At 32.4% G+C, this 23,825-nt stretch carries 23 protein-coding genes and 1 rRNA gene; 12 read left to right on the forward strand and 12 right to left on the reverse strand.

The window, feature by feature from the left end; genetic code table 11:
- From T335_RS0106075 to dnaA, 11 genes are all read right to left on the reverse strand, one after another.
- Window positions 1–312 (reverse strand): 16S ribosomal RNA (locus T335_RS0106075); the annotation flags it as partial.
- Between the two features lie 668 nt (window positions 313–980).
- Window positions 981–1,775 carry a SigB/SigF/SigG family RNA polymerase sigma factor gene (locus T335_RS0106080; RefSeq protein ID WP_026476747.1) on the reverse strand — a complete coding sequence of 265 codons (795 nt, stop codon included), beginning with the start codon at window positions 1,773–1,775 and terminating at the stop codon, window positions 981–983.
- On the reverse strand, window positions 1,775–2,206 hold the full coding sequence (locus tag T335_RS0106085; RefSeq protein WP_026476748.1) for an ATP-binding protein: 432 nt from the start codon (window positions 2,204–2,206) through the stop codon (window positions 1,775–1,777). The genes T335_RS0106080 and T335_RS0106085 overlap by 1 nt, the downstream gene beginning before the upstream one ends.
- Before the next feature lie 40 nt (window positions 2,207–2,246).
- Entirely contained in the window at window positions 2,247–2,564 is a 318-nt protein-coding gene (locus tag T335_RS0106090; RefSeq protein ID WP_026476749.1) for an STAS domain-containing protein, read from the reverse strand.
- Window positions 2,565–2,765: 201 nt separating this feature from the next.
- Window positions 2,766–5,222 carry a DNA gyrase subunit A gene (gene gyrA, locus T335_RS0106095; protein ID WP_026476750.1) on the reverse strand — a complete coding sequence of 819 codons (2,457 nt, stop codon included), beginning with the start codon at window positions 5,220–5,222 and terminating at the stop codon, window positions 2,766–2,768.
- Between the two features lie 17 nt (window positions 5,223–5,239).
- Entirely contained in the window at window positions 5,240–7,153 is a 1,914-nt protein-coding gene (gene gyrB, locus T335_RS0106100; protein WP_026476751.1) for a DNA topoisomerase (ATP-hydrolyzing) subunit B, read from the reverse strand.
- 110 nt (window positions 7,154–7,263) lie between these two features.
- Window positions 7,264–7,563, reverse strand: a complete 300-nt coding sequence (remB, locus tag T335_RS0106105; protein WP_026476752.1) for an extracellular matrix regulator RemB — start codon at window positions 7,561–7,563, stop codon at window positions 7,264–7,266.
- An 88-nt stretch (window positions 7,564–7,651) separates the two neighbouring features.
- Window positions 7,652–8,758, reverse strand: coding sequence for a DNA replication/repair protein RecF (gene recF / locus T335_RS0106110; RefSeq protein WP_026476753.1), 1,107 nt, complete (start codon window positions 8,756–8,758; stop codon window positions 7,652–7,654).
- Between the two features lie 28 nt (window positions 8,759–8,786).
- The gene (locus T335_RS0106115; protein WP_026476754.1) at window positions 8,787–8,990 is read right to left on the reverse strand and encodes an RNA-binding S4 domain-containing protein; all 204 of its coding nucleotides are present in this window, start codon (window positions 8,988–8,990) and stop codon (window positions 8,787–8,789) included.
- Window positions 8,991–9,117: 127 nt separating this feature from the next.
- The gene (gene dnaN / locus T335_RS0106120; protein WP_026476755.1) at window positions 9,118–10,218 is read right to left on the reverse strand and encodes a DNA polymerase III subunit beta; all 1,101 of its coding nucleotides are present in this window, start codon (window positions 10,216–10,218) and stop codon (window positions 9,118–9,120) included.
- A 231-nt stretch (window positions 10,219–10,449) separates the two neighbouring features.
- A complete protein-coding gene (dnaA, locus tag T335_RS0106125; RefSeq protein ID WP_026476756.1) occupies window positions 10,450–11,799 on the reverse strand; it encodes a chromosomal replication initiator protein DnaA in 1,350 nt (449 codons plus the stop codon).
- Between the two features lie 608 nt (window positions 11,800–12,407).
- Here dnaA and rpmH point away from each other — a divergent pair.
- The 9 genes from rpmH (at window position 12,408) to noc (ending at window position 19,628) form a co-directional block, all read left to right on the forward strand.
- Window positions 12,408–12,542, forward strand: a complete 135-nt coding sequence (rpmH, locus tag T335_RS0106130; protein WP_026476757.1) for a 50S ribosomal protein L34 — start codon at window positions 12,408–12,410, stop codon at window positions 12,540–12,542.
- Window positions 12,543–12,609: 67 nt separating this feature from the next.
- Window positions 12,610–12,954: a ribonuclease P protein component gene (gene rnpA, locus T335_RS0106135; protein ID WP_026476758.1), complete on the forward strand. Its 345-nt coding sequence runs from the start codon at window positions 12,610–12,612 to the stop codon at window positions 12,952–12,954.
- 34 nt (window positions 12,955–12,988) lie between these two features.
- Window positions 12,989–13,201 carry a membrane protein insertion efficiency factor YidD gene (yidD, locus tag T335_RS0106140; protein WP_084281027.1) on the forward strand — a complete coding sequence of 71 codons (213 nt, stop codon included), beginning with the start codon at window positions 12,989–12,991 and terminating at the stop codon, window positions 13,199–13,201.
- A 22-nt stretch (window positions 13,202–13,223) separates the two neighbouring features.
- Window positions 13,224–13,883 carry a YidC/Oxa1 family membrane protein insertase gene (locus tag T335_RS0106145; protein WP_026476760.1) on the forward strand — a complete coding sequence of 220 codons (660 nt, stop codon included), beginning with the start codon at window positions 13,224–13,226 and terminating at the stop codon, window positions 13,881–13,883.
- A 5-nt stretch (window positions 13,884–13,888) separates the two neighbouring features.
- Window positions 13,889–14,509 (forward strand): RNA-binding cell elongation regulator Jag/EloR, encoded by a 621-nt coding sequence (gene jag, locus T335_RS0106150; RefSeq protein WP_026476761.1) that lies wholly within the window; start codon window positions 13,889–13,891, stop codon window positions 14,507–14,509.
- Between the two features lie 171 nt (window positions 14,510–14,680).
- Complete coding sequence (mnmE, locus tag T335_RS0106155; protein WP_026476762.1) at window positions 14,681–16,069, forward strand: tRNA uridine-5-carboxymethylaminomethyl(34) synthesis GTPase MnmE; 1,389 nt, start codon at window positions 14,681–14,683, stop codon at window positions 16,067–16,069.
- A gap of 34 nt (window positions 16,070–16,103) precedes the next feature.
- Window positions 16,104–17,993 (forward strand): tRNA uridine-5-carboxymethylaminomethyl(34) synthesis enzyme MnmG, encoded by a 1,890-nt coding sequence (gene mnmG / locus T335_RS0106160; RefSeq protein ID WP_034327888.1) that lies wholly within the window; start codon window positions 16,104–16,106, stop codon window positions 17,991–17,993.
- A complete protein-coding gene (gene rsmG, locus T335_RS0106165; RefSeq protein ID WP_026476764.1) occupies window positions 17,993–18,712 on the forward strand; it encodes a 16S rRNA (guanine(527)-N(7))-methyltransferase RsmG in 720 nt (239 codons plus the stop codon). The genes mnmG and rsmG overlap by 1 nt, the downstream gene beginning before the upstream one ends.
- A gap of 118 nt (window positions 18,713–18,830) precedes the next feature.
- Entirely contained in the window at window positions 18,831–19,628 is a 798-nt protein-coding gene (noc, locus tag T335_RS0106170; RefSeq protein ID WP_026476765.1) for a nucleoid occlusion protein, read from the forward strand.
- A 324-nt stretch (window positions 19,629–19,952) separates the two neighbouring features.
- Here noc and T335_RS0106175 read toward each other — a convergent pair whose 3' ends face one another.
- Window positions 19,953–20,222: a TMEM165/GDT1 family protein gene (locus tag T335_RS0106175; RefSeq protein WP_026476766.1), complete on the reverse strand. Its 270-nt coding sequence runs from the start codon at window positions 20,220–20,222 to the stop codon at window positions 19,953–19,955.
- Between the two features lie 583 nt (window positions 20,223–20,805).
- Here T335_RS0106175 and T335_RS0106180 point away from each other — a divergent pair.
- From T335_RS0106180 to T335_RS0106190, 3 genes are all read left to right on the forward strand, one after another.
- Complete coding sequence (locus T335_RS0106180) at window positions 20,806–21,579, forward strand: ParA family protein (RefSeq protein WP_026476767.1); 774 nt, start codon at window positions 20,806–20,808, stop codon at window positions 21,577–21,579.
- Window positions 21,580–22,458 carry a ParB/RepB/Spo0J family partition protein gene (locus tag T335_RS0106185; protein WP_026476768.1) on the forward strand — a complete coding sequence of 293 codons (879 nt, stop codon included), beginning with the start codon at window positions 21,580–21,582 and terminating at the stop codon, window positions 22,456–22,458.
- A gap of 173 nt (window positions 22,459–22,631) precedes the next feature.
- Entirely contained in the window at window positions 22,632–23,774 is a 1,143-nt protein-coding gene (locus T335_RS0106190; RefSeq protein WP_026476769.1) for an aminotransferase class V-fold PLP-dependent enzyme, read from the forward strand.
- Window positions 23,775–23,825: the final 51 nt, after the last annotated feature.

Genomic DNA, 23,825 nt, shown 5'->3' on the forward strand with positions numbered 1-23,825 from the left:
TCTCAGGTCGGCTACTGATCGTCGCCTTGGTGAGCCATTACCTCACCAACTAGCTAATCAGACGCGGGCCCATCCTGTACCGAAATTCTTTGACCCATAAGGGATGCCCCTTTAGGGTTTTATGAGGTATTAGCAACGGTTTCCCGTTGTTGTCCCTCTGTACAGGGCAGGTTGCCCACGCGTTACTCACCCGTCCGCCGCTAAGTTTATTAAATTCCATCCGAAGACTTCCTTTAATAAACTCCGCTCGACTTGCATGTGTTAGGCACGCCGCCAGCGTTCATCCTGAGCCAGGATCAAACTCTTAATAATAAAGTAGATAACCAAAATTTATATAAATTTTGTGTTAGTCACTTAGTTCAAAATCGATTTGCCAATTTCATTTATTTAAAATAAGTTTTGGCAATGAGATTGTTGAACATCATAAAACCTTTACAGTTTTATCATTGACGTAAAATTTTTGCTATGCTGGCTTAAATCTATACTGTTCAGTTTTCAAAGACCTACTTGTTTCAAGGGCTTACGCCCCATCGCCATCAACAGGCGACTTAACTACTATATCACATATAACTTAATGTGTCAAATATTTTTTTATGCTTTTTATTTTTTTAAGTTATTATAATCTCACTAAAAGAATTATCATAAAATTACTTTAAGATCTTAACCTAAAATTCTTTAAAATCTTAACCTTCTTCTAACTAATCCTCTATGTTAACTCCTTAGAAGTAGCTTTAAAGTTTATCACCTTATCGTTATTATCAATATTGTTGTGAAACATTATAATTTATATGAAATAACTTTCGGTAATCATTGAAACAGCTTGCTTTATGATACCACAGATATAATTGCCCTTTAGGGACGACTTGTACTACTATACAGGAACTTTAGCTTAAAGTCAATGGTTTTTAAAAGTCCAATTTAAGGTAAACATTTGATTTACCTATAACCTAAAGGGCTTACTTTATAGTAGACTTTGTTTGCTATTCTATTTTGTTAAGTTCTTTCCTAAACTTCTCTATTATTTTTTTCTCCATTCTAGAAACAGTCATTTGAGATACTTTTAGCTCATCGGCTACTTGCATTTGAGTTTTTTGATTAAAGAAGCGATCTTTTAGAACCTTCTTCTCTACTTCATTTAATTTTTCCATAGCCTTTTCTAAAAAGTCTTTATTTTCTAGGGTATCAAAATTCTTATCGGTTTCACCTATTAAGTCAATTAATTGAACATCTTTATCTTCACCATCATTATCGTAGGTAAGATCTAATGATTTTGGTGTGTAAACTTGACTTGCTTCCATAGCTTCCATAATTTCTTCTTCAGAACATTCTAGGTATTCTGCGATATCTTTAATCATAGGAGTTCTTTGGAGTTTTTGATGAAGGATTGTTTTAGCCCCATTAATTTTTTTAGATAATTCTTGTATTCTTCTTGGTACTCTAATTGACCAACCTTTGTCTCTAAAATGCTTTTTTATCTCTCCAATAACTGTTGGAGTAGCAAAACTTGAAAACTCGAAACCTTTAGTAATGTCGAATCTTTCAATAGCAAAAATTAAACCCATAGAAGCTACTTGATAAATATCTTCATAATCAATTCCTTTATTAACAAACTTTTTAGATAAAATTTCTGCTATATATAAATGACGATTAACCAATAGATTTCTTATTTCTTTATCACGACTTTGGGAATATAAATGAAATAAGTCCTTTTCTGTCATTGATTGAAGGGAGTCTACATGTTTAATATCTCCAGTAGCTTTTGCTACATTTCTCATTAGCGATCAACCCCCACATACTTTGTCATCATAATTGTTGTTCCGCAACCAACACTAGAACTGATTTTAACATCATCCATTAGTGATTTAATTATAAAAATCCCCAAACCTCCTTCTTTTTCTTGATTTAAATGGTCTAGATCGGGATTTTTAATGTCATTTATCATGCAACCTCTGCCACTATCACAGACTGTAACGACTAATTTGTTTTCTTCTATTACAAAACTAACTTTAAAATTATCATCGTCTTTATGTCCATGGGTAATAGCATTTGAACATGCTTCAGCAATAGCAACCTTTAGATCTTCAATCTCTTCGATATTAAAGCCCATACGATTAGCTATTCCTGTTACTGTTAGACGTACTACACTAACGTATTCTGGTTTATTAGGTATAGATAGCTTTATTTCGTCTTTGTTGGTTTTATTCATATCTTCTTGCTCCTTTACATTAACCATAATGTTTTTAACTTCACCCCTTAATGATAAAAATTTTATCCAGACCAGTAATATTTAATAACTTCTTAATACTTGGTTTAATATTAAAAATAATAATATTTTTATTTTCTTCTTTTAATCTTTTAAGTGCTCCTATTAATACACCTAACCCAGTGCTATCAATATAATCTAATCCTTCTGCATTGATCTTAATATTTTCTTTTCTTTCTTCAATTAATTTGATAAAGGTATCCTTTAATTGCCCAGCAGTATAGATATCAACTTCTCCAGTCAATTCCATACTCCACTGGTTTTGCTCCTCGTCAAAATGCTTATTAATCTTTAATGACATTAATACATTACCCCCTCCATCAACTCTCTCATAGTTATTACCCTTTAAAATAAATGTTAAACATTTTATTAATTACCTTCATTTACCTTTTTGACAACCTATACACATATATATTGTTTTTATATAAAGAAAACAAAAGTGCAGTTATGAACTTTTGTTTTCTTACTTGTACTCATTATTTTATACTAAAAATAATTGGTGTTATTCTATCTCTTCTTCTTCTTCTTCTGCTGCTTCGTGCTGAGGAATTAAAGCTACTGAAACAATTTTTTGCTCTAAATGGGTTTTCATTAGGGTTACCCCTTTAGTGTTTCTTCCCATTCTAGAAATATCCTTAACATTAAGTCTGATAACTGTTCCATCGTTATTGATTAGTAGAATATCATCTTCATTATCAACAATCTTTGCACCTACTAAACAGCCACTTCTTTCATTAACATTATAGGTTTTTACGCCTTTTCCACCTCTTGATTGTACACGATATTCCTTTAAGTCAGTTCTCTTTCCGTAGCCTTTTTCACTTACAACAAGAAGATCTTTTGATTCATCTGTTATTTCCATAGCTACTACAACATCATTTTTAGATAAGTTTATCCCTTTAACACCTGTAGCTCCCCGGCCCATATCCCTTACTTCTTTTTCATTAAACTGAATGGCCATACCGTTAGATGTTACAAATATAACTTCTTGTCCTTCGTTAGCTGATCTAACACTAATTAGTTCATCATCTTCTCTAATGTTGATAGCCATTAACCCAGACTTTCTAGTATTTTCAAACTGTCTTAACTGGGTTTTCTTAATAACACCTTTTTGGGTAGCCATAATTAAGTATTGTTGGTCACTATCTTTATTTACAGGTATAATCGCTGCAATTTTCTCATTAGCTGTTAATTGTACTAAGTTTACTATAGCAGTACCTTTTGCTTGTCTTTTAGCTTCTGGGATTTCATATGCATTTAACTTGTATACTCTACCTTTATTAGTAAAGAATAAAAGGTAGTTATGGCTTGATGTAATTACAAGCTTTTCTACAAAATCTTCTTCCCTAGTGGTTAGTCCAGATATTCCTTTACCACCTCTTTTTTGACTCTTATAAGTATCTAATGGCAATCTTTTTACGTAACCGAAATGAGTCAATGTAATTACAACATCCTCTTCATCGATTAGGTCCTCAATGTTGATTTCTCCTTCATCAAAGGCTATTTCAGTTCTTCGTTGATCTCCAAACTTCTCTTTGATTTCGGTAAGCTCATCTTTAATAATATTTAAGATAAGGGTCTCACTTGCTAAAATTTCTTTTAGCTCTTTTATAATTCTTAAAAGTTCTTGATACTCAGCCTCAATCTTCTCTCTTTCCAAGCCTGTTAATCTTTGTAAACGCATATCTAAAATCGCTTGGGCTTGTCTTTCAGATAAGCCGAATCTCTCAATTAAGCCACTCTTTGCCACGTGCACAGTTTCAGAGCTTCTAATTAATGAGATAACTTCATCCAAATGATCTAATGCTATTTTTAATCCTTCTAAAATATGAGCCTTCTCTTCTGCTTTTTGAAGATCAAAACGAGTTCTTCTTATAATGATATCTTTTTGATGTTCAATATAATGGCTTAAAATTTCCTTTAAATTCAATACTCTTGGTTGTCCATTAACCAAAGCAATCATAATAATACTAAAAGTATCTTCCATCTGAGAATGTTTATACAGCTTATTTAAAACTACATTAGCATTGGCATCTCGCTTCAACTCAATTACAATTCGCATTCCCTTACGATCACTCTCGTCTCGTAAATCAGAAATGCCTTCTATTTTCTTATCTCTAACAAGATCAGCAATTTTTTCTATTAATCTAGCTTTATTAACTTGATAAGGAATTTCAGTTACGATAATTTGCTGTTTGTTATTTTTTAATTCTTCGATACTGGCTACAGCTCTAACCTTTACTTTTCCTCGTCCAGTTCTATAGGCTTCTTTAATTCCATATTTACCCATAATAGATGCTCCAGTTGGAAAGTCAGGGCCTTTTATATGCTTCATAATATCTTCTACATCGGCTTCTGGGTTATCTATTAATTCTGTTACACCATCAATAACTTCAACTAAATTATGGGGTGGAATAGATGTTGCCATCCCTACGGCAATTCCATTTGATCCGTTTACCAGTAAATTTGGATACCTACTAGGTAATACAGAAGGTTCCTTTAATGAATCATCAAAGTTCGGAGTATAGTCTATTGTTTCTTTCTGGATATCTCTAATCATTTCCATAGAAATTTTGGATAATCGAGCTTCTGTATAACGCATTGCTGCAGCCCCGTCACCATCCACAGAACCAAAGTTACCATGTCCGTCTACAAGTAGATACCTAGTTGAGAAGTCTTGCGCCATTCTTACCATAGCATCATATACAGCGGAATCTCCATGGGGGTGATACTTACCTAGTACGTCCCCAACAATACGGGCTGACTTACGATGGGGTTTATCAGGGGTTACGCCTAACTCGCTCATAGCATAAAGTATTCTACGGTGAACAGGTTTTAATCCATCTCTAACATCAGGTAAAGCACGTCCTACAATTACACTCATGGCATAATCTATATAGGATTTTTTCATTTCATCTTCTATACCTATAGGGACAATCTTGTTATTTTCTTCGCTCATTTCTCTTATCCCTCCAATTACACGTCTAAGTTTTTAACGTATCTTGCATTGTTTTCTATAAATTCTCTTCTAGGTTCTACTTTATCTCCCATCAGGGTAGTAAAAATATCGTCTGCTGCTGCAGCATCATCTACATTTACTTGAAGTAGTGTCCTTGTGGCCGGGTCCATAGTTGTATCCCATAATTGCTCTGGATTCATCTCACCTAATCCTTTGTATCTTTGTATATCTGCCTTAGTCTCTCTACCTAGTTCATCTAGTCTCATATTTAATTCTTTTTCAGAGTAAGCATAATACTCTGTTTTTCCTTTTTTCACCTTATAAAGTGGAGGCTGTGCTACATAAATATGCCCTAACTCTATCAAAGGCTTCATATATCTAAAGAAGAAGGTTAACAATAATGTACGAATGTGGGCTCCATCAACATCGGCATCTGTCATGATGATGATCTTATGGTATCTTAATTTTTCAATAGTAAAATCTGCCCCTATTCCTGTACCAAAAGCAGTAATCATAGACCTAATTTCGTTATAGCCTAATATTTTATCTAATCTTGCTTTTTCTACATTAAGTATTTTACCTCTTAAAGGTAGAATAGCTTGGGTAGCTCTATCTCTTCCTTGTTTTGCACTACCACCCGCAGAGTCACCCTCTACTAAATAAATTTCGCTTAATGCAGGATCTTTTTCAGAGCAGTCGGCCAATTTTCCAGGTAGAGCTGTATTTTCTAATACACCTTTTCTTCTGGTTAACTCCCTAGCCTTTTTTGCAGCTTCTCTTGCTCTTTGAGCCTTTAAGCCTTTTTCTACTATTTGTCTTGCTTCCGTAGGGTTTTCTTCTAGAAAGGCTTCTAGATTTTCATTTGTAATGGTTTCAACAATTCCTCTAATTTCACTATTTCCAAGTTTTGTTTTTGTTTGACCTTCAAATTGTGGCTCTGTCAGTTTAACTGAAACAATTGCTGTTAATCCTTCTCTTATATCTTCACCTAATAGATTTAGATCTTTTTCTTTTAAAGCACCTATCTTTCGAGCATAGTCATTAATAACCCTTGTTAATGCTGACTTAAACCCGATTAGGTGAGTTCCCCCTTCATGGGTATTAATATTATTTGCAAAACTATAGATATTCTCGGTATAGGATTCTGTATATTGCATTGCAACTTCCACAACTGAATCATCTTTTTGTTTTTCGAAATAAACTACTTTATCATGAACATTTTCTCTATTTTTATTTAAGTGATTTACAAATTCTATAATCCCACCATCATAATGAAAAACATTCTTTTTGGGATTTTCTTCTCTTTCATCAATTAGGATAATTTTTACACCTTTATTTAAGAAGGCCAATTCTCTTAATCTATATTCTAATGTCTCATATTTATATTCTGTTTCATCAAAAATTTCAGCATCAGGTTTAAATAGTACAGTTGTTCCTCTTTCTTCAGTTTCGCCAATTAATGTTACATCTGATAGAGGGTTCCCTCGTTCATATCTTTGTCTATATAACTTACCGTCTACTCTAACTTCAACTTCTAATGATTCAGATAAAGCATTTACTACAGAAACCCCTACACCATGAAGACCACCTGAAACCTTATAGCCTCCACCGCCAAATTTTCCTCCTGCATGAAGAACAGTTAATACCGTTTCTAGTGTTGATTTACCTGTCTTAGGATGGGTATCAATTGGGATTCCTCTTCCATTATCTATAACTCTAATCGAATTATCTTTTAGTATCGTTACAACAATTTCATCACAAAAACCAGCTAGGGCTTCGTCAATACTGTTATCTACCACTTCATATACTAAGTGATGTAACCCCTTTGGCCCTGTAGAGCCAATATACATACCAGGTCTTTTTCTAACTGGTTCTAGCCCTTCAAGGACCTGTATCTGTTGAGCCCCATATTCTTGTGTGTTATTTTCCATTTCACTACCTCCTACTAACAAGTTGAGATCATCATTTGATTAAATGCTTCTACATAAATAAACTGCTACAAATATGTATCGGATTTTGACCGGAACAAATGTCTAGCAGATTAGAATTTATCTATATCATCTATAAAACCCGCTCTTTTTTGTAATGTTAATGCTGAAATGGGAGAATAATATATTATCGTTTTCCTAGTTTTCTTCCCATTTTTTGATGATTTTTCTAATCTTTCAGTAATGACAAAGGACCTTGCCTCTTCCTGTAATATTTCTTCTACAAATCCTTCTTCTTTACATATTTGCAAAAAGTACTGACTATGTTTTGATTTTGTAGTGGATTGCATATCAAAAATTGCGATAACTTCTTTAAGTGGAACAACAACTTCCCCCCCTAAATGAAGAAACATTCTAATCACCCCAATTGTTTTTTTCCATTCCTTTATTATAACCTTAATTTTACATGAATAACAAGACGATAGGGATAATTTTTTAAAATTAGTCTCTTTTTCTTATTTCTCCCTTTTCTACATTAAACACATATCTATTATCTTGATAAACAGCTTTTAGTTGTTCAATCATTGTGGTTGTTATAAAGGTTTGGACATTTTTTAAGTTATTGATTAAATAATTTTGCCTTTTTATATCTAGTTCACTCATCACATCATCTAAAAGTAGTATTGGATATTCTCCAACTTCACCTTTTATCAGTTCTAATTCTGCCAGTTTGAGGGACAATGCAGCGGTTCTTTGTTGTCCTTGAGATCCAAAGTTTTTTACGTCTAAACCATTAACCTTAAAAATAAGTTCATCTCTATGGGGCCCAACTAAGGTAGAACCCCTTCTCCATTCTTGGTCACTATATGATTTAAGTTCATTTGCAAAACTTTCTATGATCTCGTTCCTTTCGTCCTTCTCTTTAAAGGGCACGCTACTATCATAGTGTATTTCCAGTGTTTCAACTTCTTCTGTAATTTTCCGGTGCATAAGTTTGGCAAGAATGCCTATTCTTTTTATAAATTTTTTACGGTAAGTAATAAGGGTCGTGCCCGCTTCTATCAATTGTTGATTCCATATTTCTAAATCGATTTTTTTATTTCTATAGTCCTTAAGTAATTTATTTCTTTGTTGAAGAATTCTATTATATTGATTGAGGGTATAGTAGTATTTGGGGTATATTTGACAAATTTCGTTGTCAATAAATTTTCTGCGTTCTACTGGCCCACCTTTTATAATTTTTAAATCATCTGGTGCAAAGATGACAACATTTAAATTACCTAATAGTTCACCATTTTTTGTAAGTGGTATTTGATTTACTTTTAATTTCTTTTTTTGTAGGTAATCTAATCTAACCTCAATTATTGCATCTGACGATGCTTTTTTTACCGTCACTTTAGTATAGGATTGACTTTTGTTAATTTTTATCATTTCTTGGTCTTTGCTGGTTCTAAAGGATTTCCCCATAGAAGATAAATAGATCATTTCAATAATATTAGTTTTCCCTTGTGCATTTTCCCCTACAAATATATTTAATCTTGGATGAAGTTGTATATTTAATTCCTCATAATTTCTAAAATTAATTGCTTTAATTTCTTCTACAATCATTTTAATCCCCCTACCTCATCCTACCTTCTCATTCAACTTCTATTTCTATATCATCAAATACCACGATATCACCAGGTTTTATTTTTTTTCCCCTTTGAGTGATTACTTTTCCATTAACCTTTACTTCTCCACTTAAAATCATTAACTTAGCTTCTCCACCACTTCCAACTGCACTACTATATTTTAGCAATGAATCCAATTTAATATATTCGTCTTCAATTTTTATTTTCATATTTTACCTCCTTAAAAGGAACTCTTTAATACTATTGTATCGTTTTTGTCTCTTTGTTGATAGCTATATCTTCTCCTATTGGTTATAAAAATATAAACCCAGCAAAATACAATGCTGGGTTAGTAGCTTAGTGGGATCTAACAGGCAATACTAAATAAATAAAATTATCATTATGAATTGATCTTATTATACCTGGACTAACATTAGTTGTTAAATCTAGGTAAATTTCTTCGTCATCTATTGATTTTAGTGCTTCTATAAAATATTTAGCATTAAATGCAATTTCTAAATCTTTACCTGTCAAATGGATTCCGATTTCTTCATATACTTTACCTAGCTCAGAATTGGATGTGATTACCATCTTATCGTCACCTACACTAAACTTTACTAAATTACTCTTCCCTTCTCTACCTAATAGAGAAGCTCTCTCAATACTATTTAAGAAATTCTTAGTATTTATTTTGATTCTACTTTTGTATTCTTTTGGAAGAATTTGATTATAATTAATAAATTCTCCTTCTAATAGTCTAGAGATTAATTTAGTATTACCTATTGTAAATAATCCGTGGTTTTCTGTAAGGGCAATTTTTATAGGTTCTTCTTCATCTACATTCATAATTCTACTGATCTCATTTAAGGTTTTTGCAGGAATAACAACTTTATAACTACTATCAGCGGAAATTTTTCCTCTTCTTAAAGCTAATCTGTAGCCATCTAAAGCCACCATATTTAATTTTTCTTCTTCTATCTCCATCAATACGCCAGTTAATATAGGTCTTGATTCATCTTGAGAAGTTGCAAATACTGTTTGTCTAATCATATTTCTAAATAATTCTTGTGGTATTTCATAAATCTGTTCTTCTTCAACCACAGGTAGTTCTGGAAAATCATTTGCACTTTGACTTAATATGTTAAACTTTGAGTTCTCACATTTAATAAGTACTTGATGATCATCTTCAATACTAATATCAACAGTAGCATCTGGAAGTTTTCTTATAATTTCACTAAATAGCTTAGCATCTATGACAATAGATCCTTCTTGTAGTACTTCAGCTTCTATGATACTTTCAATTCCTATTTCTAAGTCTGTACCTATTAGTTTTAATTGTCCAGAAGTAGCTTCTAGATAGATCCCCTTTAAGATAGGTAGATTAGATTTAGATGAAACAGATTTTTGTACAATGGATATACTATTTAAAAGATTTTTTTGCGGACATGAAAAGCGCATTTGTGGATAACCTCCCTGGCTATTTTATAAATAAATAATATAAAAATATAGTAGTAATAGTAATAGGGCCTGTTAGTTTGTGAATAATGGCTTAAATCCCTTAGCTACACACAGATTGTACTGTGTATAAGTTGTGGAGAAGGAATCACATTTTATCCACATTTCTACAAAAAAAAATTTTCAAAAAGATATCAACAGGCTATACACAGAGGGATGTTAATGAATATTTCATTACATATCCCCCTTTAATTCCTTCATAATTGACTCAATCGTTTCCTTTAGATTTGAATCGGATAAAATATCATTTGATATTTTATCATGGGCATGCATAACTGTAGTATGATCTCTACCACCAAATTCCTCACCAATTTTAGGTAAAGATAAATCGGTTAGTTCTCGTGTAACATACATGGCTATCTGCCTTGGATATGCTATAGCTCTTGTACGTTTCTTAGAATCTATATCTTCAAGCTTAATATTAAATCTTTTAGATATTACTTCTTTAATTAATGGAATATTTAATTGTTTTGGCTTAGAAGAGAAAATTTCTTTTAATGCTTCACTGGCAAGGTCAACTGTTATCTCACTGTTGGTTAGAGAAGAGTAAGCAACTATACGAATTAAAGCTCCTTCAAGTTCTCTAATATTGGCCTGTATCTTTTTAGCAATAAAAATTGTCACTTCATTAGGTACATCTATATTCTCCATTTGAGCCTTTTTTCTTAAAATAGCGATACGTGTTTCGAAGTCTGGCGGTTGAATATCTGTTATTAACCCCCATTCAAACCTTGAGCGCAAACGATCTTCTAAAGTAGGGATTTCTTTTGGAGGACGATCACTTGAAATGATAATCTGTTTGTTAGATTCATGTAAGGCATTAAAAGTATGGAAGAATTCTTCTTGGGTTCTTTCCTTACCTGCTATGAATTGAATATCGTCTACTAAAAGAACATCTACATTACGATAGCGGTTTCTAAATTCAACGTTTCGATCGTCTCGAATTGAATTAATTAGTTCATTAGTAAAGGTTTCTGATGATACATAGGCAACCCTTGCTTTTGGATCGTTTTCAAGGATAAAGTGACCTATAGCATGCATAAGATGGGTTTTACCTAGACCTACCCCACCATAAATAAAAAGTGGATTATAGGCTTTAGCAGGTGCTTCCGATACTGCTACTGAAGCTGCATGGGCAAAACGGTTACTATTACCTATAACAAAGGTATCGAAGGTATATTTTGGATTTAAATTTGTTGAAGATAGACTTGTGTCTATTGATGATGATTTCTGAGATTTGGAATGTTCTTTTTTAATAGTCTCAATGTTATCTTCTGTAGGGATTACAAATTCGATTTCATATTTTTTAGAAGTAATTTGTTTTATAGCATTACTAATAAGTGTGACATAACGAGTATTTAAAATACCTTTAGTAAAGTCGTTCGGCACACCTAATATAATCTGATTACCCTCCATTGAGATTGGTTCAATAGCTTTAATCCAAGTATTGAAGCTTACTTCTGTCAACTCAGTTTTAATTAAGTTTTCTGTTTTATCCCAAATCTCAGATAGGTTGTTTAGCATAGAACAGCCCCCTAATATTTTATATTAATATAATAAATTATAATTTTTTTTCGTAACTTGTCCTCAAATTTATCCACAAAAAACATAAAAATGCAGCACAATATAATATAATACAAAGTTCATAAATTATCAACAGTGTAAAAAACATATAGTGTGGATAAACTATTCTATAAGGGGTTATTTAAATTATATAAAAAAGTTATCAACAATATCAATAACTATTTTATTCACATAAAAAAAAGTGGTAAATTCCATGCATAAATATTTAAATTATGGGGAATTTTTAAGTTATGCACAATGATATCCACATAATGTGCATAAACTGTGGGAAATGTGAATAAAATCTTAAAAGTTATCAACAAGTATTAATATAATATCAAATTTATATTTAATTTTCAACAATTATAATAAAATATCCACAAAATAACACATATCAACAACGTATTATCCACAATAGTGGTGATTTGTTTTATCTTGACATGATACTTTAATATCGTTATAATCTATTTGTATTACTATTTTTACTAGTCAATTAAGGAGATATTTTTCTTAATATCAAACTTATTAGATAGAAGTACTTATGCAGTACTTGAAGGGGGTGTTTTGAAGTGAAAAGAACATATCAGCCAAAGAAAAGACAAAGAAGTAAAGAGCATGGTTTCAGAAAAAGAATGAGCACTAAAAATGGTAGAAATATCTTAAAGAAACGTAGATTAAAAGGCAGAAAGAGATTGACTGCATAATGCTAATCGACTGCTCAAGGCCGCAATTTGTGGCCTTTTTCTGTAATTACGGGAGATGGTAAAATTTATGACGACCCAAAGTCCAATAACTACAATTAGAAAAGATGAAGAATTTCGACGTGTATATAAAAACAGTAATTCTATGGCAAATAAGTTACTGATTATTTATATACTTAAAAACCAGACTGAGTATAATCGGGTAGGCTTTACCGTTTCTAAGAAGGTAGGAAAAAGTGTAGTTAGAAGTAGGGTTAAGCGCTTAATGAAGGAAAGTTATCGTCTAAATCAGCATCGTATCAAACAGGGATACGATTTGGTTTTTGTCGCCCGTAATGGGTGTAGTACAGCAACCTATAAAGAGATAGAAAGTGCTTTGTTGCATCTTTTGAAAAAAAAACTGTTATTAAATTAATCAGTTAGGTAAATAATTAATTGGAGTGAGTAGGTTGGTTAAATTTTGTATCTTTCTTATTCGATTATATCAAAGATGGATTTCTCCAATAAAAGGACAAACCTGTCGATTTTATCCCACCTGTTCACAATATAGTATAGAAGCATATAAAGAATTCGGTTTTTTTAAAGGTACTTATTTAACCTTAAGAAGAATATTGAGGTGTCATCCTTTTCATCCAGGAGGATATGATCCCTTAAAGAAATAATAGTGATTAGGGGGTTTTATATTTGCAAGCGTTAGCACGTCCATTAGGAATGTTATTAAAATTTATCTATGACTTAATAAACAATTATGGATTATCTATAATTGTATTTACTATTGTTGTAAAGTTAATATTAGTACCATTGACTTTAAAGCAAATGAAGTCTATGAAGGAATTACAAGAAATTCAACCTAAGATTAAAGAAATACAAGAAAAGTATAAAAATGATAAAGAAAAATTAAATGTTAAGACAATGGAATTGTATCAAGAGCATAAGATAAGTCCATTTGGTGGATGTTTACCAATGTTAATACAATTACCAATTTTATTTGGTTTATTTGCTGTTTTAAGAGACCCTGGACTATATGTTTTTGGTTCGCAAGAAGTTTATGAAAGTATTAATACTAGCTTTTTATGGTTACCAAATTTAACCGATGCGGATAAGTTAATTTTACCTTTAATAGCTGGACTAACTACTTTCTTAACTAGTGCTACAACACCTTCTGCAAATAAAGGGGATCAAACCCAAAAAATGATGATGTATTTCTTCCCAGTCATGATATTCTGGTGGGGTAGGTCCTTCCCAGCTGGGCTTACACTTTATTGGGTAGTAAGTAACTCTTTCCAAGTAGTTCAACAATTGGTATTAGCTAGACCTAAGGCTAAAACGAAGGAGGGTGTCTAATAAGTATGAGCTTAATTGAAATCACCGGTAGAACTGTTGATGAAGCAATTGAAGCAGGTTTGAAAGAGTTGAATAAGAAAAGAGAACAGGTTAATATTGAAATTCTTGAAAAACCGACAAAAGGATTTTTAGGGCTTATTGGAAACAAGATGGCAAGAGTTAAATTATCTATTATTGATCAGCCAGAGGAAGATGCTAAGAAATTTTTAAAAGATGTATTACAAAACATGGGAATTGAAGCAGAAATTGATGCTCAACTTGAGAAAGATAATTTAAATATAACTGTAGAAGGCCCTAATATGGGTGTTATTATTGGTAGAAGAGGGCAAACGTTAGACTCTCTTCAGTATTTAGTTAGTTTGGTAGTGAATAAAGATCGAGATAAGTATTTGAAAGTATTTATCGATACTGAGAACTATAGGGAAAAAAGGGAAGAAACTTTAGTACGTTTGGCTAATAAAATGGCAAGAAAAGCTAAAAAAATTGGTAAGACGGTTTCTTTAGAACCTATGAATCCTTATGAAAGAAGAATTATACATGCAGCGCTTCAAGGGAATCCTTTTGTACAGACCTATAGTGAAGGGGATGAACCCTACAGAAAAGTTGTCATTACACTGAAAAAATAACAACTAACCCAGTATAATTTACTGGGTTTTTGTAATTGATTAAAAGATCAAAAAAATATGCTAAAAGATGATCCTTAAGTAATGGAAATTGCAATTATTTGGTATAATACTAATAGATTTTAAGATTATCTTAAGCTAAGATAAATAGATCGAAAAAGATGAGGTGGAAATATGTTTTTAGATGATACAATTACTGGTATTGCCACTGCCCATGGAGAAGCAGGTATTGGAATTGTCAGAATTAGTGGGGAGAAGGCATTAGCAATCGCAGATAAGATATTTAAACCCTTTAAAGGAAAAGAATTATTAAGCCAGTTTCCTTCTAGAAGACTAACTTATGGCTATATCATAAATCCATCAACAAACGAGAAAATAGACGAGGTTTTGATTGTTTATATGGATGCTCCCCACACCTATACCAAAGAGGATATTGTTGAGATAAACTGTCATGGTGGAATGATTTCCATAAAAAGAATTCTAGAACTCGTTATGAGACAAGGGGCTAGAATGGCTGAACCAGGAGAATTTACAAAGAGGGCATTTTTAAATGGACGTATTGATTTAGCCCAAGCTGAAGCCATTATGGACCTAATTAGTGCTAAAACCGATAAGGGTTTTGATGTGGCTCTAGACCAGTTGGAAGGTTCATTATCTAAAAGGGTAGAAGAGTTTAGAAATGAAGTTTTAGAACTTTTGGCCCACATTGAAGTGTCAATCGATTTTTCAGAGGAAGATGTGGATGAAATTGCACTAGACCTATTGCTAAATAGAAGTATAGAATTAGAAAAGAAGCTAAATAAACTCTTAGAAACAGCTGATACTGGCAAAATTATTAGGGATGGTCTTAGTACCGTTATTGTTGGAAAGCCAAATGTAGGTAAGTCTTCCCTATTAAACACCCTTCTTAGGGAATCTAGGGCAATTGTAACAGATATTCCTGGTACAACTAGAGATGTAATAGAAGAACATTTAAATATTAAGGGTATTCCTTTAAAACTAATTGATACGGCCGGTATAAGAGAAACGCAAGACATTGTAGAAAAAATTGGTGTTGAAAAAAGTAAAGCGTTTTTTAATAAAGCTGATTTAATTATTTTTATGCTGGATGCTTCGAGGGAGCTAACGGAAGAAGATCTAGAGATTATTAATTTAATTAAAGAGAAGAAAGCATTGGTTCTACTAAATAAAATTGATTTACCTGCAAAAATAGATTTAGAAAAAATTAGTAGTCTAATTAGTAAAAAGAGGGTTATCGAAATATCATTAGTTGATAAAGTAGGAATTGATCAAATCGAAGAATATTTAGAAGAGATGGTATACAAGGGTGAAGTAAAGGCTAAGGATACGCTATTGGTTACTAATGCTAGACATAAAAACGCATTAGAAAGAGCATTAACTAGCTTGCAAGATGGGATAAATGCTATTAGAAATCGATTACCGATGGATTTTATAGAAGTAGATTTTAAGAACACATGGGATTTTCTAGGAGAGATTACTGGAGATACAATGGGAGAAGATCTAATCGACCATATTTTTCAAAATTTCTGCATTGGTAAATAGGAAATTTCAAAATTTGATTGGAGGAGAACTTATAATGAAATATCATAGAGGCACCTACGATGTTGTCGTCGTTGGTGGTGGACATGCTGGTTGTGAAGCTGCCCTAGCATCGGCAAGAATGGGTTGTAAGACTTTATTACTTACCCTTACCTTAGATGCAATAGCCCTTATGCCTTGTAATCCTGCTATAGGAGGAACTGGAAAGGGTCACTTAGTAAGGGAAATTGATGCTCTTGGTGGTGAAATGGGATTAAATATAGATAAATCTTTTATTCAGAGTAGAATGTTGAATACTGCTAAAGGACCAGCGGTACATTCCCTAAGAGCACAAGCCGATAAAGTTAAATATCATGTAGAAATGAAAAAAACCATCGAAACCCAAGAAAACCTTGAGTTAATACAAGGGGAAGTTGTAGACCTAATTGTTGAAGGTGATGAAGTAAAGGGAGTTACTTTAAGATCTGGAGCACAATTTTTTAGTAGAGCAGTGATTTTAGCAACGGGGGTTTATTTAAAGAGTAAAATCTTCATTGGAGAATTTAATTATGAATCGGGACCCAATGGCCTATTCCCTGCTATGTTTTTATCTGAAAGATTAAGGGAATTAGGTTGTGATTTACGACGTTTTAAAACGGGTACTCCAGCAAGAATCCATGCCGATTCTATCGATTATTCTAAAATGACGATACAACCAGGTGATGAGGAAATTGTACCTTTTTCATTTCTCAATGATGAAATTAATATGGAGCAACAGCCCTGCTGGTTAACTAGAACAACTGGTGATACGTTACGAATTATAAAAGAAAATATACATCGGTCGGCCTTCTATAGAGGAGACATGAATAGTGTTGGACCAAGATATTGTCCATCTATAGAAGATAAGGTAATTAGATTTGAAGATAAGCCTACCCATCAGTTATTTATTGAACCAGAAGGCTTAGATACAAAGGAAATGTATGTACAGGGGATGTCAACAAGCTTACCTGAAGAAGTTCAGATTGATATGTTACGTTCCGTAGTGGGTTTGGAGGAAGTAAAGGTCATGAGACCTGCTTATGCTATCGAATACGACTGTATTAACCCAACCCAATTAAAGCCTTCATTAGAAATTAAACACATAAACAACCTTTTTAGTGCAGGACAGTTTAATGGGACATCTGGTTATGAAGAAGCAGCAGCTCAGGGTTTAATGGCAGGGATTAATGCTGTTTTAAAAATTAGAGGTGAAGAACCTTTCGTATTAGATCGCTCTGAAGCTTATATAGGTGTTATTATAGATGATTTGGTAACTAAAGGCACGAATGAACCCTATAGAATGATGACTTCTAGAGCAGAATATAGACTTGTTTTAAGACAAGATAATGCAGATTTAAGGTTAACAGAAAAAAGCTATCAATTTGGGTTAGCTTCAAAAGAACGATATGAAAAGGTATTGTATAAAAAAAATAAGGTTGAGGCAGAAATGGAGCGGTTAAAGAAAACATCAACTTCTCCTGATATTGCAAATCCAATCCTTGAAAAAATAGATAGTTCGCTATTAAAGGCGGGTATAACTTTGTATGAACTACTAAAAAGACCTGAAGTAGCCTATAAGCATATTTTAGAGATTGAAGATAAAAATGATACAGATCTACCTAAATATGTGATTGAACAATGTGAGATTGTTATTAAGTATGAAGGCTACATAGAAAAACAGCTAAGGCAAATAGATCAATTTAAAAAATTAGAGAATAAGAAGATTCCAGAAGAGATTGATTTTAATCAGATAGATGGATTGAGGTTAGAGGCGAGACAAAAACTATCAGATATACGTCCCTTATCTGTAGGACAAGCTTCTAGAATTTCTGGGGTTTCTCCTGCAGATGTCTCTGTGTTACTTGTATATCTAGAACAGAGGCGTAGACAAAAAGGAGGACAAGCTTAATGGACTTAAAGGAAATGTTAAAGGTTGGTTGTAACCAACTGAGGGTGGATGTAAATGAAGGTCAGATTGACCAACTGTTAACCTATAAAGATATTCTACTTGAATGGAATCAAAAAATGAACTTAACTGCTATAGAAGAAGACAGAGATGTCATTATTAAACATTTTTTAGATTCCATCACTTGCCTTAAGGTGAAGGAATTAAAAAACGACGGGAAGCTGATCGATGTTGGTACTGGTGCTGGCTTCCCTGGAATACCTTTAAAGGTTTGTTTACCCAATTTAGAGGTTACTTTACTAGATGCCTTAAATAAAAGATTAACCTTCTTAAAAGAAGTTTCTACACAGTTGAATTTAAGCAAGATAGAATTTGCCCATGGTAGAGCTGAAGACTATGGTCAAGATTTAGCGTATAGAGAACAATATGATTATGCTATTGCAAGGGCAGTAGCATCATTAAATGTATTAGCCGAGTATTGTCTTCCTTTCGTTAAAGTAGGCGGATTCTTTATATGCCAAAAAGGGCCTTTAGTTTCTGATGAGCTTAAGGATGCTGATAAAGCTATTAAGATTTTAGGTGGAGAAGTTGTTGAAAAGATGGATATACAACTACCTTTTAGCGATATAAACCATCGAATTGTTGTCATACAAAAAGTAAAAGGAACTCCGACAAAATATCCTAGAAAAGCCGGTAAACCAAGTAAAACCCCCATAATTTAGGGAAAAAAGTAGATTTTTGTAGGACGAAAATATATTTTCTACTAGATTTTTGCAGGAGTGAACTTTTTTTTAGCGAATAAATATAATGGAATTAATGAAGAAGAGAGGGATTATATCGATGAATACTGCGGAGAAACAAATTATCGAGGTTTCGATAAACTCTATCATTCCCAATCCTTATCAGCCAAGAAAGACTTTCTCTCAAATTAGCCTAGAGGAATTAAGTCAATCTATAAAAACTTACGGGATTTTACAGCCCTTAAGTGTTAGACAAATTGGCGATAATAAATTTGAATTAATTGCAGGGGAAAGACGTTTAAAAGCGGCAAAAATAGCTGAATTGGAAACAGTGCCAGCAATTGTTCATAGAGATTATAATGATAAAGACTCAGCCGTGTTAGCAATTATTGAAAACTTACAAAGGGAAGACTTAAATTTTATTGAAGAAGCTGAGGGGTATTATAATCTGATTCAAGATCATGGTTTTACCCAACAGGAATTAGCCCTACATATTGGCAAAAATCAATCTACTATTGCTAATAAGCTGAGAATTCTTCGATTAAGACCCGACATTAAAACGTCTTTACTTGAACATAACTTGACTGAGAGACATGCAAGGGCTCTCTTAAAGTTACCAGATGATGATTTAAGATTGATGGCTCTAGAGAAAATTATTAAGTATGATTACAATGTAAAAAAGACAGAAGAAATTGTTCAAGGAATGCTAGATGAAATAGGTCAAGAGAAGGACCCAAAAAGCAATCAAAAAATTAGAAGTTTTATGAACTATCGGATTTATATTAATACTATAAAACAGGCCTATGAGGCAATTAAAGACAAACAGGAAAAGGCGGAATTTAATCAAGTTGATAAGGGTGAATATATAGAAGTAACTGTAAAAATCCCTAAAAGCTAATTTCTTCAAGAACATTAAAAAGGTATTATTTATTTTTCTTTTAAAATTTTGCAGTAATTATATTACATAATAAAATAATACGAAATATATAAAACGCAATTGATAAATATAATTATACTTAATATATTTAGTTATATTAAGTACTCAATATTAAGCAATTGATTAGTCGAGTAAAATACATATATAGCTAAAAGATTACTATTTAATTAGTAATCTTTTTTTTGCAGAAAAATATGATTGGACAACTAAAAGCTAAAACCATGTAATAGCATGGTTTTATAGAGTGATAATTTCAGACCTTTTAAGTCTTAATAATTAAAGATATTATAGCTTGCCTGAGAGGGTAAGAAAGCCAATGATAATAAAGAGCACACCTGCTGCCATTTGTAGATATTGAGGGTTAATATACTTGGTGATGTAGGTTGCAGCAAATACCCCCACTAAAGAACTTAAGATTAATGCTAGGGAAGAACCAATAAAAACAGGCCATACAGATTTTGACTGAGTGGCTAATAGCATTGTTTGTAGTTGGGTTTTATCTCCTAATTCTGCTAAAAAAACAATTATAAAAGTAGTAAAAATAACTCTAAGCATTGTAATGCCCCCCTTAGTAAGTATCGGTAATAAATCTCTTTATATTTGTATGTTCTATATAGAAGAATTAGTAATTAATCAATAAAATAATTGTTATGGTTAGGTTTAAGAGATAAGGAGATTGGTTAAGTCCAGTAAAAAATAGTTGTGCATTATGTAAGGAATCTATAATAAAAGCCACAGGAATGAACTTATATTCAATTTATGTAAAAATAAAATCCAGTCGGCTATTGTGAAATGAGTAATTTACTTAATCAAAGGCATAAGTATATATCTTTCTACACTTTTTAGAATCAATTTTTTTTGACCACTTTAAGATTTATTTTATTAACAAGGGTTTTTATATATCTTTTTACTAAAATAATTGATAGAATAATTATAATGAGGGGCTATAGGATAGATAAGTATTTTTAAGTTTTCAATAGGTTTTGTAGAGGTTTTTATTGCCCTTATTACTTATATTGCTTATATGAATAGAACCATATATATTTTTAATCATCAGATTAGCCTTTTTAGAAGGTTAATTTGTTTATCCATCGAAATTAATTATATGAAGAATTCTGTATTGAAAGGAAGTGAGACTATGGGCAAGGTTATTGCAATATTTAATCAAAAAGGTGGAGTAGGGAAAACAACAACAAATGTTAACTTAAGTGCATGTATAGCCCAAAAGGGTAAGCGAGTTTGTGTTATAGACATCGATCCACAAGGAAACTCAACTAGTGGGTTTGGAATTGATAAGAGCAGGCTTGAATATAGTATTTATGATGTAATTGTAAATGAAGTAAATATAGATGCTGCAGTTCTTAATACTGAATATGAAAATTTAGATATTATACCTTCTAGTGTACAGTTGGCTGGGGCTGAAATTGAATTAGCAGCTATGGATCATCGTGAGAGTAAGCTAAGAAATGCTATTGAAAAAATTAAGAGTCGGTACGACTTTATTTTTATCGATTGCCCACCTTCCTTAGGACTTTTGACAATCAACTCTTTATCTGCTGTAGATAGTGTTTTAATCCCTATTCAATGTGAGTATTATGCATTAGAGGGAGTTAGTCAATTGATGAACACAATTCAATTGGTTAAAAAGAGTATTAATCCTGTGTTAGACATTCAGGGGGTTGTCATTAGCATGTTTGATGGTCGAACGAATTTATCAATACAGGTAGTAGATGAAGTAAAGGCTTATTTTAAAGGAAAAGTGTATGCTACTATTATTCCTAGAAATGTAAGATTAGCAGAAGCTCCAAGTTTTGGACAACCAATCATATATTATGATGAAAAGTCTAAAGGAGCAGAAGCTTATATAGAGTTGGCAGAGGAGTTTCTTGATTTAGAGGAGGACGTGATTTAAATGACAAAGACTAAGAAAAGAGGACTTGGAAAGGGTTTAGAAGCACTTATTCCCCAGACCAGTACGATCGAAGTAGATGAAAGTCTAGTAGATGATGGAAAGGTACAGAACATCAATATCAATAAAGTTTATCCTAACCCTAATCAACCAAGAAGAGATTTTGATCACGAAAGCATATTAGAGTTGGCACAATCAATTAAGGTCCATGGTTTTATACAACCGATCATTGTCATTAAAGAAAAGACTGGATATATGATCATTGCAGGGGAGAGAAGATGGCGAGCTGCTAAGGAGCTCCAATTAAATGAGGTGCCTTGTATTATTAAGAAGTATGCTGATGATAAAATTCTAGAAGTAGCCTTAGTTGAAAATCTTCAGAGGGAAGACTTAAATATAATTGAAGAAGCTTTAGCCTATAAACAGATTATTGATGATTATAAAGTTACTCAGGAAAAACTAGCTGATTTAATTGGTAAAAGTAGGCCATATATTGCAAATGCCCTAAGGCTACTTAACCTTGATAAACGAGTAATAGAAATGATTAAAATTGGAAAGATAAGTAGTGGACATGGTAGGGTTTTATTAAGAATAGAAGACTTTGAGAAACAATACCTTCTTGCAAACCATATTAGTGAAGCACAGCTGAATGTAAGACAAGTTGAGGAATTAATAGAATCCAGAAAAAATACAAAGAAAAATAACGATCAAAAGAAAAAAGCAAAAGATTATATGATAATGGAAATTGAAGATAATCTAAAGAAGATATTTGGTACTAAAGTTACTATAAATAAGGGGCCTAAAAAAGGAAAAATAGAAATCGAATACTATAATGATGAAGATTTAGAAAGAATTATTGAACTGTTAGATAAAGCTCAATAAAATCTTTTTACGCTAGTTAAAGAAGAAACTTTCTATAATAATTGTTTCACGTGAAACAATAGGATGCTTTAGCGTTATCCTTATTATTTAATTAAGGGTGGCAATAGATAAATTAATGAATAAGTTATATTAATAAAGAAAAAAGTTCCTTGAAAAAGCGAGGAGGATTACAGGTGATATATTTAGATAATGCAGCTACAACCTATCCAAAACCTGAAGAAGTATATAACGCAATGATGGATCAAATGAAGGGTTTTGGAGCTAACCCAGGAAGATCGGGTCATAAAATGGCCATTGAAGCGGGCAGATTAATTTTTAATACTCGTGAAATGATTGCAAGGTTTTTTAATATTGATAATCCAATGCAAATTATATTTACTGCTAATGCAACTGAATCTCTTAATTTGGCAATTAAAGGAGTACTAAAGTCGGGAGATCATGTTATAACCACAAGTATGGAACACAATTCTATTCTAAGACCTATTAAGTCTCTAGAGAAGATAGGTGTTGAGAATACGATTATACAGTGTAATTCAGAAGGAATTGTAAATATTGAAGATATAAAGGGTGCTATTAAAAGCAACACAAAGATGATTGCTATGACCCATGCATCAAATGTTACTGGTACAATTATGCCGGTAGAAGAGGTAGGCAGGATAGCTAAGGAGTCGGGTTTATATTTTTTGTTAGATGCAGCTCAAACTGCTGGGGTTTATGAAATAGACGTTAAAAAATTAAACATAGACCTATTAGCACTTCCTGGACATAAGGGGCTTCTTGGACCTCAAGGAGTGGGGATACTTTATATAAGAGAAGACTTAGATGTGATGCATATGAAGGAAGGCGGAACGGGTAGTAAATCTGAGGAATTAATTCAACCAGAAATGCTTCCTGATCGCTACGAAAGTGGAACTCCTAATACTCCTGGAATTGCAGGTTTAGCTAAAGGAATAGAGTTTATTCAAAAAACAGGGCTGGATCAAATTAGGCAACACGAAGAAATGTTAACTCAATATTTTATAGATGAATTGAAAAAAATAGAAATAGTAAAAATTTATGGGCCAAAAGATGCGAAAAAACAAGCTGCAGTAGTCTCGATTAATATAGGAGAAGAAGATTCTTCAGAAATCGCCTATATATTAGACAAAGTCTTTGAAATAGCAGTAAGACCAGGTCTCCACTGTGCGCCATATACCCATAAAACAATTGGAACTTTTGAACAAGGTACAGTACGGTTTAGTATAGGATATTTTAATACAAAAAATGATATTGATGAAGCAATTGCAGCAATTAAGAATATATGTCAACAGCTATAGGGATGCAAAGCGTCCCTTCTTTTATCTTTTATGATAAAATTTACTAGAAAA

Origin of the sequence: Alkaliphilus transvaalensis ATCC 700919 (genome assembly GCF_000621485.1) — a bacterium.
GTDB lineage: Bacteria > Bacillota > Clostridia > Peptostreptococcales > Natronincolaceae > Alkaliphilus > Alkaliphilus transvaalensis.

Excerpts from the sequence above, each read along its gene's own strand:
- dnaA (WP_026476756.1), bottom strand. The coding sequence starts at position 11,799 with ATGCTAAACAACCTATCTGAGATTTGGGATAAAACAGAAAACTTAATT.
- T335_RS0106175 (WP_026476766.1), bottom strand. The coding sequence starts at position 20,222 with ATGCTTAGAGTTATTTTTACTACTTTTATAATTGTTTTTTTAGCAGAA.
- remB (WP_026476752.1), bottom strand. The coding sequence starts at position 7,563 with ATGTTTCTTCATTTAGGGGGGGAAGTTGTTGTTCCACTTAAAGAAGTT.
- recF (WP_026476753.1), bottom strand. The coding sequence starts at position 8,758 with ATGATTGTAGAAGAAATTAAAGCAATTAATTTTAGAAATTATGAGGAA.
- gyrB (WP_026476751.1), bottom strand. The coding sequence starts at position 7,153 with ATGGAAAATAACACACAAGAATATGGGGCTCAACAGATACAGGTCCTT.
- noc (WP_026476765.1), top strand. The coding sequence starts at position 18,831 with ATGAATACTGCGGAGAAACAAATTATCGAGGTTTCGATAAACTCTATC.
- gyrA (WP_026476750.1), bottom strand. The coding sequence starts at position 5,222 with ATGAGCGAAGAAAATAACAAGATTGTCCCTATAGGTATAGAAGATGAA.
- dnaN (WP_026476755.1), bottom strand. The coding sequence starts at position 10,218 with ATGCGCTTTTCATGTCCGCAAAAAAATCTTTTAAATAGTATATCCATT.
- mnmE (WP_026476762.1), top strand. The coding sequence starts at position 14,681 with ATGTTTTTAGATGATACAATTACTGGTATTGCCACTGCCCATGGAGAA.
- T335_RS0106115 (WP_026476754.1), bottom strand. The coding sequence starts at position 8,990 with ATGAAAATAAAAATTGAAGACGAATATATTAAATTGGATTCATTGCTA.
- T335_RS0106090 (WP_026476749.1), bottom strand. The coding sequence starts at position 2,564 with ATGTCATTAAAGATTAATAAGCATTTTGACGAGGAGCAAAACCAGTGG.
- T335_RS0106080 (WP_026476747.1), bottom strand. The coding sequence starts at position 1,775 with ATGAGAAATGTAGCAAAAGCTACTGGAGATATTAAACATGTAGACTCC.
- mnmG (WP_034327888.1), top strand. The coding sequence starts at position 16,104 with ATGAAATATCATAGAGGCACCTACGATGTTGTCGTCGTTGGTGGTGGA.
- T335_RS0106180 (WP_026476767.1), top strand. The coding sequence starts at position 20,806 with ATGGGCAAGGTTATTGCAATATTTAATCAAAAAGGTGGAGTAGGGAAA.
- rnpA (WP_026476758.1), top strand. The coding sequence starts at position 12,610 with ATGACGACCCAAAGTCCAATAACTACAATTAGAAAAGATGAAGAATTT.
- T335_RS0106185 (WP_026476768.1), top strand. The coding sequence starts at position 21,580 with ATGACAAAGACTAAGAAAAGAGGACTTGGAAAGGGTTTAGAAGCACTT.
- rsmG (WP_026476764.1), top strand. The coding sequence starts at position 17,993 with ATGGACTTAAAGGAAATGTTAAAGGTTGGTTGTAACCAACTGAGGGTG.
- T335_RS0106085 (WP_026476748.1), bottom strand. The coding sequence starts at position 2,206 with ATGAATAAAACCAACAAAGACGAAATAAAGCTATCTATACCTAATAAA.
- jag (WP_026476761.1), top strand. The coding sequence starts at position 13,889 with ATGAGCTTAATTGAAATCACCGGTAGAACTGTTGATGAAGCAATTGAA.